Here is a 13,547-nt window from a genome sequence, read left to right on the forward strand (position 1 = left end):
GAACAGGAGCAGAACATGGCACGTATCTATAACGACAATTCCCTTTCCATCGGCAACACACCGCTGGTGAAGCTGAACCGGGTAAACGATGGCGCAACGATCTGGGCCAAGATCGAAGGCCGGAACCCGGCCTACTCGGTCAAATGCCGGATTGGTTCCGCCATGATCTGGGATGCCGAAAAACGCGGTACCCTGAAACCCGGCATGACTATTGTCGAGCCCACCAGTGGTAACACTGGCATTGCCCTGGCCTATGTTGCCGCTGCCCGCGGTTACAAGCTGATTCTTACCATGCCGGCCTCCATGAGCCTGGAGCGGCGTAAGGTTCTCAAGGCCCTGGGAGCCGAACTGGTACTCACCGAACCCGCCAAGGGTATGCCGGGCGCCATCGCCAAGGCCGAGGAGATTTTTGCCTCCGACCCGGACAACCACTTCCTGCCGCAGCAGTTCCAGAATCCCGCTAACCCGAAGATTCACGAGGACACCACCGGCCCGGAAATCTGGGACGATACCGACGGTGAAGTGGATATCTTTGTTGCCGGCGTTGGTACCGGCGGCACGCTGACCGGCGTATCCCGATACATCAAGCAAACCCGGGGCAAAGCGATTACCAGCGTGGCGGTGGAGCCGGCGGATTCACCGGTCATTGCCCAGACACTGCGGGGCGACGAGATCAAACCCTCCCCCCACAAGATTCAGGGTCTCGGGGCCGGCTTTGTACCCAAGAACCTCGACCTTGACCTGGTCGATCAGGTAGAGGCCGTGTCCAACGAGGACGCCATGGCCATGGCCCATCGCCTGATGCGGGAAGAAGGCATTCTGTGCGGTATTTCCTGCGGGGCTGCGGTGGTGGCCGCGATTCGGGTCAGCAAACAGCCGGAACACCAGGGCAAGAACATTGTGGTGGTATTGCCGGATTCGGCCGAGCGTTACCTCTCGTCGGCCCTGTTTGCCGATACCTTTGGCGAGCTTGAGAATCAGCAGTAATTCTCACCGTGCCTGAATACAAAAAAGCGCAGCCTCTACGGGCTGCGCTTTTTTTAACGACTGACGTCAGTGTCAGAACTGGAATTTCAGACCAACCCGACCGGTATCGAAATCCGGACCGTCGTTGGTTACCTGGCCGTTGAAGTCGTCTTCATCGATGTCCACATTGTAGCGGTTGTACTCAGCAAACGCCGTCAGCTGTTCGGTTACCCGGAAGTCGACACCGGCACCGACAAAAGGATTCACCTCATCGTAGGTTTCGTCCTCATCGAAGGCTTCAACATCAAACGCGGAAGCAAACGCACCGGCCTTGGCATAAACGCCAAAGCTGTCGGTCAGTGGCAGGCGACCGATGGCACTCAGGCCCGCGCCTTTAAGCTTACCTTCCACGTCATCATCGCCGAAATTGCCAAAATCGATGTATTCGGCTTCAAGGGCAAAGAATTCGTTGAACTGATAGCCCAGAGCCGCGCCAAGCAGATCGTTCTCGTCCTCGAATTCGCCACCGTGGGCCTTGTATCCCCCGTAACTACCACTGATGTACGGTCCTGACTTGTCGCGGCTGACATTATCCTGAGCCCAGACAGCAGGGGCAGTGAAGACGGCAGCAGTCAGAACAGTTGCACACGCAAATCCAGCTTTGTAGCTCATAACGCGTTTTCCTCTGTGGTTGGGTTTTCCATTCGTCGAAACGATCAATCGGAAATCCTGTTTCCCGATTGCGTAAAACCAGCCTACAGAAGAATTCAGGGGTACCGGGTTAAAACCGGACTAAGATTTCTTCACATTCCTGTCATCTCGTTCCCGCAGATAACCGTCGGTAATCCGCGTCACGGCCGCTCCCGCCATCGCCACACTGCCATAACTCAGCCGGGAAATGCCGTGGTGCCATACCCGAACCACTCTCGCTCCGGGCCGGGTAACCGGCACAGCTTCCAGTATCCGAAAGCTTTCTTCGGCCACCGACAAATGAACCCGCTGCAGTTTCACCGCGCCGTGTTGCACCCCGTGAGCGAGCAGATCTACCAGGTCCAGCCACCAGTGCATGTCGCCATTACCCTTGTTCATACCAACCAGTCCTCCAGTTGCTGGCACACCGATGTATGGTGAGCCAGGCGGATATGATCCACACCCGGAAAATTCGCACAGCCCGCCAGCTGCCAGCCGGATTGGCCAGCGCCTTCAGCACTGGCCTGCTGCACCAAGGCGTCACCAAAGAGCAGGTTCACAGGGTGTTGTTGACCGCGCAGGAGCAAGCCACTGATCACATAATGCCGGGCCTCCGGTAACAGTGGCTGAGGCTCCACACCGGGTTCCAGGACATCGCCCCGGGACAGGTTACGGATACCCTCGCTACGCAGGTCGATCACTTCACCAATCACCCTTAGATAGTCCCGGGATCTCCGGTTTAACCAGCCGGCCGCCCGGTGGGCACCAACCGCCAGCCAGGAGCCATCGTGTGGCGAACCGATGTACACGCAATCCGGGTTCCGTGTGACCCAGGAGTGCCCATTCACCAGACCATAGTGGCAGGCACTTCGAATCAGCAATCCGCCCATGCTGTGCCCGATCAGGATCAACCGCTGCACCGGAACGGGCCAGTTACTGACCAGGGATTCAAGCAGGGCCGCCAGCTCCTGACCGTTACGATAAATCGGCCGACCGGTGTTGAAACGCAGTTTCAGGGCGCTGGCATCGCCAAGCTGTTCCGCAAGGTAGCTGCCATAGTGGTAACCCGGTCGCGAGGGAAAATCCCATACCGACTCCAGTTCCATGAGGCCGTGGATCGACAGGCACAGGGTACGGCCGGGCACCTCGGGTTCCGGTTTCTCTACCTGCAGCTCTGTATCTCCGGCAAATACGGACATAGGAACGGCAAGACCATTGCCACGATGCTCCAGCCAGTCGCCAAGAAAACCACTGGCGATGGCCGCTACCTGTTGCTGGATTCGCCCGGTTGAGACCTGAGGTGCCATCATCATTCTCCTGTTGATAACTCCAGTGTACGCCTGCCAGGGACAATGGCTATGGCGATAATCGGGCCAGAATACGGCTCACGGGCGAATGGCTGCCAACGCTTCGGCTCAAGGAAGTTTAATCTGCCGGCAAGGGCGACAGAGAGGGAATCCTGATACGCTTTCGAACCGTATTTGTCGTTTAACCGGGAAAATACAAGGAAGCATCTAATGCGATCTGCTGTTCTCTTACTCACTCTGACAAGCCTGATTTTTTCCGCGCTTCCGGCATCGGCCGAAAGCACAGAAGAGGCCACACCGGAACCCGAGGTTATGGGGTTTGTGGAATGGGTGGTAATGGGCGAAACCGGCATACGCCTGAAAGCCCGTCTCGACACCGGTGCCAAGACCTCCTCTCTGCATGCGGTCAATGTTGAACCGTTCGAGAAGGACAATGAAGAGTGGGTCCGGTTCCAACTTCCACTGGGCGACCACAAAGACCAGCCCAGTGAAGGGGATATTGATCACGAAGAAGTGATTCTCGAATTCGAACGGCCGGTATACCGGACCGTTCTGATCAAGCGCAAGGGCGCGCCGTCACAACGCCGATACGTGATAAAAATGGACTTCTGTATTGGCGGCAAAACCCATGAAACCCAGTTTTCACTGACGGATCGGGGCAAGTTCTCTTATCCGGTGCTGCTGGGCCGTCGCTTCATGCGCGATGACAACATCCTGATCGACTCAGGCCGCAGCTTTATCGTTGAAAACGAGTGTGAATACAGCACCCTCGAGGAACTCGCCGAGAGTAAGAAGGCTCTGGCAGGCTGAACTATTCGATAATCTCCGGTTCGTCATTACGAATTCTTAGAAAGCTGGCGAACCGGGGTAAGCCTGTAGCCGTGAGGCCGCGATAGCGAAAAGTAACCCGGGCGCCAATAGCAGGCGGATTGTGCCGCTCCTCATCGGTAAACCCGGTGCCAAGCCGGAACCGGCGACCACTTTCCAGCTCTACCTCCAGTGCCCCCAATAATCCCTCATACTTGCCCTTGCCGGGAAGATGAGCAACCACTGTGGCTTCCGCATCCTGATGTTTTTTCACCTTGAGCAGGTCATCTGAACGGCCCGCCTGATACCAACTTTTGCGGCGTTTCAGCATCAGTCCCTCACCACCGGCCGCGACCGTTTGCTCAAGCCGGGCCATCAGCTCATCGTGGCTGGCAACTACCCGCTGTTCCACCAGTACCAGATAACGCGAATCTGCTGCGGTCACCAGCTGTTGCAAGCGTCTATAGCGTTGCTCAAAAGGCCGATCTGGCTCGGGCAAATCAAAGACGTAGAAGCGCACCTGACGCCATTCCTGGCCTACTGGCTGAACTTTGCGGACTACGCCAGATAGTTCCGCAAAACGGCCACGACCGCTCCAGAGTTCGCCATCCAGCGGTTGAGCGGGAAACTGACGGGTAAACCAGGCCGGTGCGCTATACCTGTACCCGCCCCGAGACCAGAGCGTCTCGCCATCCCAGAATACCCGGACACCGTCCAGCTTTTCACTGACCCAGTACTCTTCCAGATTGACCCCGGGATGGTAGACATTGGCGAGCGGAAGAGCCGGCGGCCGGCCACTGGCGTGCCCAAACGCTGAAAGGAAGATTGATACAACAATAAAACTGAATGCCAGAGGCATCGCCCTGACACGGGTGGTATTGCAGAGTGGCATAGTCCTTTGCCCTGTTACGTCCCTGTTTACAGAATTCCGATATTTCGGCTCTTAAGCCGTTACATACTTCAGCAGCTCTACCACCTGTTCCGGCGTTTGAGCCCATGCCATGGCGGCGGCGTCCACTTCTTTGAGCGGATGCACAATGTCTTCGTCATGCAGGGTAATGTATGGCGTGCCCATGGCCGCACAATAACCGGCGTCGAAGGCCGCGTTCCACTGCTTGTACTTGTCGCCAAAGCGGATGACCGCCAGATCACACTGCTCAAGCAGGGTTTTGGTGCGGATGGCGTTTACCTTGGACGACTGGTGGTCACGCCAGAAATTGTTCTCCGGCTTGCCCAGGAAGTCACCTGCGGCATCACTGGATTCGTGATCGGTATTGGCAGACGTGAACTCTACCGGCAGGCCGGCCGCCTCGGCACCCGCAGCAATCTGCTCGCGCCAGTCGGTGTGAATTTCGCCAGAAAGGTATACGGTCCAGATCATGTTGGGCTCCTTACGCCAGTTTAAAGCCGGCCAGTCTAACCTACAGGCCGGCTTTAATGTAGGCATCAGACAGGTGTTACAGCTCCCGCTAACGGCGCCCTTTCGGGTTCATCATGCAGTTGGCGTAATAGGTGGTCGTGGCCGGCCAGTCCGAGAATACACCAATGACGCCCACCTCCCGAGCCAGCACATCAATCACATTCATGACATCGCCGTCGTTATTGATGGCATCCGAAACTGTCTGGTAATACCAGCCACCGCCATTTGCCAGGGGACCACTACGCTCCACGGTCCAGGCGATCAGATCAAGACCAGCCATGCGGGCATTGCGGGCATACTCAGACGGTTCAATCTCGCCATAACTATCCAGCGCCAGCATTTTCCAGAGCGCTGGCGCCAGAATGTTCACGCCCCGGGACTTCAGGCTTTCCATGTGCGCCAGAGACTCTGTATCCGGCGTGATCGGCGACTGATCCAGAAACACTGCCTGTTCACCAAAGCGCGGCATTTCATTCACCCAGAAGAGTACGTCGTCCAGATTAAACGATTGCGGCCACACATCTTTCGGGTTAATGCCAGCGTCGATGTAATCCTGAATCATCTGACGGGCGTAGTCCCGCTGGCTGTACTCGCCTTCAAACGGCATATCGACCACTGGCGTTTTAAGCTCCGGAGTGAACTTGGCGCCAAGTGACTTGAACAGCTCTATACTCTCGCGGTGGGTCATCAAGGTGCCCCGGCTGGCATACAGATCGGTACGCCAGTCAGCAGTGCCGCCGACATACTCTTCCGGTGTGGTCGCCATCGGATCGTAGGCGTCCATCTTACCCTCGAGGGTCTTGAACTCCGCCAGGGTGATGTCACTGGTCCGGCATTCAGCCTTGGCCGGAGTGCCGGACGCCGGATCAGCAGGGACGAACGGCTGGGTACACTTCGCGTTCAATTCCGGAATGGTGACAATGTTGGTGGTGGTGTGCAGATCATTCTGGGCGTGGCGACACACCAGCTCGCGATCCTTGGTGAAAGCAACATCACACTCCAGAATGCCAGCGCCCATCCTGGCGGCGGCGATGTAGGACTCCCGGGTATGTTCCGGGAACTGCAGGGGCGCTCCCCGGTGGCCAATCGAGAAGTCCGTAGCCTGGAAGTTGCGCACGTCACAGCTCTTGAGACGTTCCTTGAGCGGGCCGTCATCCATATCCTCAACCAACCAGTACGGCCTCGCGCCCACCTGAACCGATGGCTTGCCCTGATACTTGTGCCAACCCTTATGCCCCCGGTGATCGTGCCATGCCTTTTCCAGCCCAGGCGGCATCCACTGACGTTCATCATGCCAGCCTGGTGTGGCATTGGCGGCTCCGGCCATCAGAGTACTCAACACCACACTTGCGATAACGCGTAACTTCATAACCTGCTCCTTGTGAAATGAATGATACTGCAGCGTCAGTGTTCACAAGAGCCATGACCACCGCATGACGTTTTTTTGACCAGCCGATCAACTTCTCTTCATATGCAGACTTTTCCTACAAGGATCTGACTGATCTTCCTACACACTATTTACGACATTCCGGTACATTCGGCCGCCCCAAGAACCCATCTGGAGTATCGAATGGACGCCCCGGTAACCTCACGGACAGAGAAACTGCTCTCTGCTGTTCTGAATAATCTGAAAAAATATCTGTTGGCCATCGCAAGCTCGCTGTTCGCGGTCTTCCTGGCCATGTCATCCTTTTTTACCACGGAGCTGGGCTACACCTATGTGGTTCAGGACACCCTGTTTGGCACCATCCGCGTGTTCACCGAGCCCGGCCTGCACTTCAAGGTACCGTTCTTCTCAAACGTTTATACCTACAATCAGGCCATGACCCTGAGTTTCGGTAACCAGGAGAGCGGTGAAAAGATCAAATCCACCCGCCAGCTCGGCGAAGTGGAAGTGCAATTCGCTGACACCTACACCGCCCGGATTCCGGCTACTTTCCGGTTCCGACTGTCAGCAGATCCCGCAAAAATTGTGGCTATGCATCGTGAGTTCCGCAGCTACGACAACCTGATCGATTCCCTGCTGATCAAGAACGCCAAGAACGTGACCGTAGTGACCGCCACCCAGTACACCGGCGAAGAGTTCTTCCAGGGTGGTCTGAACAAGTTCAAGGTTCAACTGGAAGACCAGTTGCAGAATGGCCTTTACGAAACCGAGCGACAGCAGGTGGAAGTGGAGCAGACCGACCTGGCTGCCGTATCTTCAACCAACGACGACGGCGACCGGCTGGAGCGGAAAGTGCAGCTGGTCTGGAAGAACATCATCCTGCAGGACAGCGCCGGCCAAGCCAAGCGCATTGCCAACCCGCTGGATGCTTATGGCATTCAGGTACGCCAGGTGACCATTGGTCGTCCGCTGCCCGAGAAGCGACTGGATGAGCTGCTGGTGAAAAAGAAGGACCTGGTCGCCAAGCGGATTACCGCGATCCAGGCCCAGGAAACCGCCCGCGCCGAAGCCAAAACCGCGCAGCTGGAAAAAGAGATCGAGAAGGCCCGGGCCATCCAGGACGCCCAGCGCAGCAAAGAACTGGCCATTATTTCCAAGCAGAAAGAAGTGGAAATGGAGCGTCAGCAGGCAGAACTGGAAACCGTCCGCAAAGAGAAAGAAAAGGCCGTAGCCGTGCTGGAGAAACAGAAGCAGCTGGAAATCTCGGTTGCTGAGAGAGACATCCAAAAAGCCAATGCCGAAGCCGCCACCTACGCTGCAAAAGCCATTCGGGAGCAAGGCCTGGCGGAAGCCGAAGTCGCCAAGGCACACCTGCTGGCCAAACAGGCCGCCCGGGATATCTACATGGCCGAAATCCAGCGCGATATCGCTCAGGTAATGTACCCGGCCCTGAAGGACGTAACCATCGATATGCCGGACTACTATGTCGGGGCCGACGCAGGCGCCAGCCCGGTCAGTAGCCTGGAAGTATTTACCAGTCTTGGCGCTATGGAGCAGTTGCGCCGGTCTTCAGGACAGACCATCCCTCAGTAAAGCCAACGCATTGATACCGGGGTGGGCGATCCAGACATTCGCCCCCGGTATCAACGTGGTCAACCGGCCAGCAAACGCTCCTGCAGCTCCCGGATCACTCGCAACACACGGCTCATGTCACTCTGGGTTTTCAGATCCAGGTCCAGCTTGCCATCCATGGTTTTCACCAGCGGCACAATGGATTCTTCAAAGATCCGGGCGAAGGCCATCAGCGCGTCGCCCACCTGGGGCGGGCTGTCCAGGTTGACGGTGACAGCGGGATTCAGCTGTACCGATTGCAGGCCTTCGGTGAGGCCGGTTTCGAGGGAACGGGACAGCTGGCTCAGGGCTTTATCCAGATCGGGTTCCGGGTGTTTTCCGCTGTCCAGTCCGGCAACCAGTTGTTGCCCCAGTTGCTGCAAATGTTCCGAGATCAGGCCCAGTTGGCGAACCACTTTCACCCCGGTTTCCTCGTCGCCACCTGCTTGCTGACGGCGGCGGTATTCCTCACAGATGGTCTGCCAGCGTAGCGCTTCTTCGTCGGTCATGGTGCCGCGCATCTGCTTGAGCTTGAGCAGGTTTTCTTCGGCGCCGTAGGTCAGCAGCTGAGCCTCGCCCTGATAGTGGTCATCAATCAGGGCTTCCAGTTCCTGGTCACTCATCACCGGAGACAGCTTTTCCGCCAGCTTGTTCATGTTCCGGTAGCTGCCCTGCAGCTTGAAGGTGGGCTCGGTGCGGTAAGCTTCTGCCTGGGCGCTGGAGGCAATGTAAGCCTGATTGACGCGCAACACGGTTTCCCGCACCCGGATCATTTTCTTCAACAGGGCAACGATTTCATCGCGCTCGGCGGCGCTGTAGTCGTGTTCAAAGTCCGAATCCGCCACCGTTTTGCCTTCGGCCAGATCGGCGAACCGGTAAAAGTCCGCCATGCCCCGGGTGGCCAGCGGTGCCAGCACCCGGTTGGAGCTCAGGCTGTTCTCGATGTAGGACAACGCAAAGGCATGCTCCATGCCCGAGAGCACGTCACCCAGGTTGTAGATGTCGGCCCGGTTGGCGAGCATGTCGGGGACCTTGAAGACTTCGCCGCTCTCGGTATATGGGTTCCCGGCCATCACCACACAGAAACGTTTGCCACGCATGTCGTAGGTGCTGGTCTTGCCGCGCCACACCCCTTCAATGCGGCGCGTGCCGTCACACAGGGAGATAAACTTCTGCAGGAATTCGGGGTGAGTGTGCTGGATATCGTCCAGATACAACATCACGTTGTTACCCATTTCCAACGCCAGGTTAAGCTTGATCAGCTCTGCTTCGGCGGTGGAATGCGGTGCCTTTTCGGGATCCAGCGACATCACGTCGTGACCCAGGCTCGGGCAGTTGATCTTCATGAAGATCAGACCCAGGCGGTTGGCCACGTATTCCATCAGCGTGGTTTTACCGTAGCCCGGCGGCGAGATCATCATCAGCAGCCCGGACTGGTCGGTGCGGCGGTCTTCACCCGCCGTGCCCATCTGCTTGGCCAGGTTATCGCCAATGATCGGCAGGTAACTCTCGCTGATCAGCTTGTTACGTACGAACGACGACAATGGGCGGGGCCGGAACTCGTCCAGCCGTAACTGGCCACGCCATTTCTCCAGTACCTGCTGCCGCACCTCCTGCAACTGCTGCCAACCAGGAATGATCTCCTGCTGGTGATATCGCAGACGCTCGTCAAATTCATCCAGTTGCAGGCTGAGCGTGCGCTCTTCAATGCGAGGGTGTTGGCCCAGCAGACCCTCAATCTGGAACGCCAGTTCCACACTGCGGACCGAGGTTTTCACCGTTTCGCCCACGTTCAGCACGACCACGGCCTCCGGAAGATAGTGCAGCAGATGCTGCTGATCCGTCTTGGCCATCCAGGCTTTCAACCAGTGGCTGGTGATGCTCCAGCGAGCAGCCGGCTGATCGGCCACGACCTCCAGTGCCTGCTGATACTGGGCAAACTGGTTATCCCGTTTCAGTGCCTCGACAAAGCCGGTTGCCAGATCCCCGGCATAGCGAGTGATATCGAAGGCTTCGGATTCTTCCGCCAGCTGCCGTACCAGGTACTGGGCTGCGGAATGCACCAGGCTGCGGCCATCGCTGCCCGGCCCGGCCAGGCTCAATTGCTGTTCTTCCACAAAGTTTGCGAGCTGCGGTTCCAGTTCCTGTTGCAGGGATTCCAGCAGCTCATCGGACTGCATCATGCGGCTGAGGATGCCGGCAGACAGGCACCGGGAACGCAGTTGCTGGCCCGCGCTCTGTTGCTGGCTTAACCCGGCCCAGAACAGCATGGCCAGTGCCCGCGCCCTGGGGCTGAAACGGAGCAACCCGGCGTTCTGAATCGCCGGCCACAGCGTACTGACAATCAGCGCTGCGTCGTGATCATGGATGCCTTTTTCGTAGCCCTCCCGGTATCGAGGCGAGGCGAACTTGCGGATGTAACCGGTCAGTTCATCCAGATCCGCGACGTTAACCGGAAGGTCTCCGGCCTTGCGGAACTCATCGATTACCAGTGCCGACAGATACTCCGCCCGGTACACCCGGTCGGATTCCGAAGGTTGGCTCATGTTCCAGTAGCCCCGGAGGCGGTCCAGCTCGGGCTCCTCCAGGCGCTCGTAATACTGGGTTCCGGTCAGGTGCAGCAGGACATGATCCTCCCGGGGAATCAGGGTCAGATCCAGCTCCCGCTGGTTAACGCTGAACTTGTGCTTGCCCAGCCGGATAACGGCACCGCCATCCTCAAAGATATCGGCCTTGTCCCGAACACTGCGCAGGGCCGTGTCCTGAGCCGCTTTAAGCTGGCCCAGGCAATCATCCGCCTCCATGGCGGCACCCAGCTCCCGCAACTCACCGGCCATGCTGCGCAACCGGCTAACCATGGCATCAGAGGCGAAGAAGGCATGCAGCTCTTCCGGGCTGCTGAAACGTTCGGTACGGCGGCCCAGATTCTTGAGAATACGGGCAGCGGCATCGGTGAGCGTGGTTACCCGGCGCTGTTGCTGATCCTGGAGCTGCTGGCGCCGTGCCTCGATGCTCTCATGGGCGTTCTCACGCTGCTCCAGAATAGCCGCCAGGAACTCGTCATATTCGCCAAACTGGCTTTCCAGCTCCTGCAGCTGATCCAGCATACGGGTCATCAGACCATCGCATTCGCGCACATCCGACAGCGCGCTGACGCCGTTCGCCAGGCTCTGCTCAAACAGCCGGATACGAGCCGCAAACTGGGCCCGGGCTTCCGCACTGCCCTGCTCTTTCAGCCGGATTTCCGCTTCGGAACGCTGCTGGTTGATGGTGGCGTAGATGCCCGAGATGTTATCGGTGATCGCCGTTTCCAGCGCGGCATCGTCACCGCCCATGGACGCCAGCATGCCCTGGATCATGTCCAGGCCTTCAGTCAGTTCCCGATAGCGATCGACAATCTTCTTCAGGGCATCCCGGCTGTCGGCCTCGGCTAGCGCAGTCTGCAACTCGGTCAGGGTCTGGCGGTAGCCATCCAGCGCCTCCGGCGACGCCAGGAAACGGAAGGTGCGCTCGGTCAGCCGGTCCTCAGCCTCGGCCAGCTCCTCTTCAAGAGTGTCGATACGGGCTTTGTCGGCGTAACGCCGATCATTGAGGGTTCGCACCCTGCCGCGATGATCGCGCAAACGTGCCAGGTAACTGACAAACTGATCCGGTGCTTTCCAGCTATCCGGTTTCAGGTCCCGCATCAACGCGCCCTGGTCCTGAGCGACCTCGGTAATGGCAGCTTCAGTCTGGGCGCGAATGCTCTGGACTTTCTCATACTCATCCAGCACCAGCTCTGCGGTGCTTCGGATGGTGCTGAGCTGTTGGTTTAACCCGGCAAACAGGGCTTCTTCCTGGCGCGCTGACAGCCAGAAAAACTGATCCAGAATACGGTCCACGGTGCGAATCAGGTTGGTGAAATGCCGCTCACTGGCGCTGGCGCCCTCCACCAGGGTAACCACCGTATTCAGCTCGGCAATTCCCCGCACCAGCTCGGGATTGCCAATGCGCGCCAGCTCGGAATCGTTGGCGACGTTCGCCGCAGCGTGGAAACTTTCAGAATTGAACGGCGTTTCCCACACCTGCAACGGGTGCACCAGCGTAGGTTCCTTGTCGGCATTGAAAATCACCAGATGCCCGTTTTCGAACAGGGCGTAACCGTGGCCAATCAGTGGCACATCCGCCTGTTTGCGAATCAGGTTGTAGCGGAACAGGATCACCTGACCGGTGCGCTGTTCGAAGAAGACATACAGCATGTCTTCGCCGTTGGGGGCCCGCAAGGTACGCTTGAGCCGGAAATCCCCGTCGGGAATCTGGAAGGTTTTCAGCTCGCCGGTACTCAGGTAATAACCCGACGGAAAAATCAGGCCGTGATTGTCCGGCAGCGACGCGACGGAACCGGCCATGGCGTCAACGCGCTCGATCTTGCGCTCGGTGCGATTGAACAGGTAATAGCGCCAGTGTTCTTCGTTAAACGGCAGAATCCGTACCAGCAGAATCTCGCCCAGATCGGCAAAATCGAAGCTGGCGTCGTCCAGTGACTGGGAATCGGACTCCACCGGGTCCGAGTAGATGCCTTCGCCGGTGGAGGTGTTGTTCTCCACCTTGAAAGTAATGTTGCCCCGCAGGTTATCCACAAACAGGGTGTCGGCGATGTTCAGGTGCGGAGAGCGGCCCTGAACCTGGCTGTCGCGGCCCACGGTTTTCCAGGGAAAACTGAAACGTTCCGGGAAAGACAGATCGCGCTCGCCGCGATTATCAATGTAGCGGCTGACCTCACCATCGGGCTTCAGCTCCCAGCGAAACACCCGAAGATCATCGAGTTTGTCACCGATGCGAAACGCCATCAGCAACATGCCTTTGAGAATCACCAGTTGCGACAGCGTGGCGGTGTTGTAGTACTGCTGGAGTTCCCGGAAGTCGGTGGCGAAGCGTTCATCCTTGAGAAACGAGCCCTCAATGGCCGCTTCGGTCATCTCGAAGCCGCTGTCGCCGTCGTTCAGGTGGTACAGCCGGAACACGTCCTCAATCACCAGCGTCTTGCGCAAGCCCAGCTGTAGATTGAAACCGAACAACAGCTTGTCGCCCAGACGCACCACATCCCGGGCGATGGCGTTGTTTTCGGTTCGCACCCGGGCCCGGCCCAGCACGTTCATGCCGGCACTGCCAAAGATCTCTTCGCGGGCCTGGTTCAGCCCGGACACCTGCTCACGCAGTTGCCCGCCCTGCTCTTTCAGCCGGCGCTTGATGGTTTCAAAGGCTGAACCTTCCTGAACAATGCTTTCGAGCTCGGTGCGATCCGTCGACATACCAAATCATCCTGAACCAAAGAGGGGAATGCGGTTAGGGGAAAGCACTCCCAGCACCTTGGGTCCGG

The 13,547-nt window shown here is 58.0% G+C and carries 10 protein-coding genes; 3 read left to right on the top strand and 7 right to left on the bottom strand.

Translation table 11 applies throughout. From position 1 onward, the window contains the following. Positions 1–15: 15 nt before the first annotated feature. A complete protein-coding gene (cysK, locus tag MARHY_RS17145; RefSeq protein ID WP_041655161.1) occupies positions 16–987 on the top strand; it encodes a cysteine synthase A in 972 nt (323 codons plus the stop codon). 72 nt (positions 988–1,059) lie between these two features. Here the strand turns inward: cysK and MARHY_RS17150 are convergent, their stop codons facing one another. From MARHY_RS17150 to MARHY_RS17160, 3 genes are all read right to left on the bottom strand, one after another. Continuing rightward, positions 1,060–1,638: an outer membrane beta-barrel protein gene (locus MARHY_RS17150; protein WP_011787098.1), complete on the bottom strand. Its 579-nt coding sequence runs from the start codon at positions 1,636–1,638 to the stop codon at positions 1,060–1,062. 120 nt (positions 1,639–1,758) lie between these two features. Further along, on the bottom strand, positions 1,759–2,055 hold the full coding sequence (locus MARHY_RS17155; protein WP_014422941.1) for a hypothetical protein: 297 nt from the start codon (positions 2,053–2,055) through the stop codon (positions 1,759–1,761). Then, a complete protein-coding gene (locus tag MARHY_RS17160; protein ID WP_226374357.1) occupies positions 2,052–2,969 on the bottom strand; it encodes an esterase/lipase family protein in 918 nt (305 codons plus the stop codon). Before MARHY_RS17160 ends, MARHY_RS17155 begins: the two co-directional genes overlap by 4 nt. Before the next feature lie 204 nt (positions 2,970–3,173). Here MARHY_RS17160 and MARHY_RS17165 point away from each other — a divergent pair, with 204 nt between their 5' ends. Then, positions 3,174–3,773 (top strand): ATP-dependent zinc protease family protein, encoded by a 600-nt coding sequence (locus MARHY_RS17165; protein WP_011787101.1) that lies wholly within the window; start codon positions 3,174–3,176, stop codon positions 3,771–3,773. 1 nt (position 3,774) lies between these two features. On the opposite strand, the gene MARHY_RS17170 is transcribed toward MARHY_RS17165, so the two are convergent. The 3 genes from MARHY_RS17170 to MARHY_RS17180 all read right to left on the bottom strand — a co-directional run bounded on the left by MARHY_RS17170 (position 3,775) and on the right by MARHY_RS17180 (position 6,559). Further along, positions 3,775–4,662: a DNA ligase gene (locus MARHY_RS17170; RefSeq protein WP_014422943.1), complete on the bottom strand. Its 888-nt coding sequence runs from the start codon at positions 4,660–4,662 to the stop codon at positions 3,775–3,777. A gap of 51 nt (positions 4,663–4,713) precedes the next feature. Further along, entirely contained in the window at positions 4,714–5,151 is a 438-nt protein-coding gene (locus MARHY_RS17175) for a YtoQ family protein (protein ID WP_014422944.1), read from the bottom strand. An 88-nt stretch (positions 5,152–5,239) separates the two neighbouring features. Then, positions 5,240–6,559 (bottom strand): glycerophosphodiester phosphodiesterase family protein, encoded by a 1,320-nt coding sequence (locus MARHY_RS17180; protein WP_014422945.1) that lies wholly within the window; start codon positions 6,557–6,559, stop codon positions 5,240–5,242. A 201-nt stretch (positions 6,560–6,760) separates the two neighbouring features. Between MARHY_RS17180 and MARHY_RS17185 the strand changes: the two genes are divergently transcribed. Beyond that, the gene (locus MARHY_RS17185; protein ID WP_014422946.1) at positions 6,761–8,170 is read left to right on the top strand and encodes an SPFH domain-containing protein; all 1,410 of its coding nucleotides are present in this window, start codon (positions 6,761–6,763) and stop codon (positions 8,168–8,170) included. Between the two features lie 59 nt (positions 8,171–8,229). Here the strand turns inward: MARHY_RS17185 and MARHY_RS17190 are convergent, their stop codons facing one another. Next, positions 8,230–13,479, bottom strand: a complete 5,250-nt coding sequence (locus tag MARHY_RS17190; RefSeq protein ID WP_014422947.1) for a DNA repair ATPase — start codon at positions 13,477–13,479, stop codon at positions 8,230–8,232. Positions 13,480–13,547: the final 68 nt, after the last annotated feature.

The sequence above is a fragment of the Marinobacter nauticus ATCC 49840 genome (assembly GCF_000284615.1).
GTDB lineage: Bacteria > Pseudomonadota > Gammaproteobacteria > Pseudomonadales > Oleiphilaceae > Marinobacter > Marinobacter nauticus.

Coding starts and splice junctions, on each gene's coding strand:
- cysK (WP_041655161.1), top strand. CDS start 16: ATGGCACGTATCTATAACGACAATTCCCTTTCCATCGGCAACACACCG.
- MARHY_RS17150 (WP_011787098.1), bottom strand. CDS start 1,638: ATGAGCTACAAAGCTGGATTTGCGTGTGCAACTGTTCTGACTGCTGCC.
- MARHY_RS17155 (WP_014422941.1), bottom strand. CDS start 2,055: ATGAACAAGGGTAATGGCGACATGCACTGGTGGCTGGACCTGGTAGAT.
- MARHY_RS17160 (WP_226374357.1), bottom strand. CDS start 2,969: ATGATGATGGCACCTCAGGTCTCAACCGGGCGAATCCAGCAACAGGTA.
- MARHY_RS17165 (WP_011787101.1), top strand. CDS start 3,174: ATGCGATCTGCTGTTCTCTTACTCACTCTGACAAGCCTGATTTTTTCC.
- MARHY_RS17170 (WP_014422943.1), bottom strand. CDS start 4,662: ATGCCACTCTGCAATACCACCCGTGTCAGGGCGATGCCTCTGGCATTC.
- MARHY_RS17175 (WP_014422944.1), bottom strand. CDS start 5,151: ATGATCTGGACCGTATACCTTTCTGGCGAAATTCACACCGACTGGCGC.
- MARHY_RS17180 (WP_014422945.1), bottom strand. CDS start 6,559: ATGAAGTTACGCGTTATCGCAAGTGTGGTGTTGAGTACTCTGATGGCC.
- MARHY_RS17185 (WP_014422946.1), top strand. CDS start 6,761: ATGGACGCCCCGGTAACCTCACGGACAGAGAAACTGCTCTCTGCTGTT.
- MARHY_RS17190 (WP_014422947.1), bottom strand. CDS start 13,479: ATGTCGACGGATCGCACCGAGCTCGAAAGCATTGTTCAGGAAGGTTCA.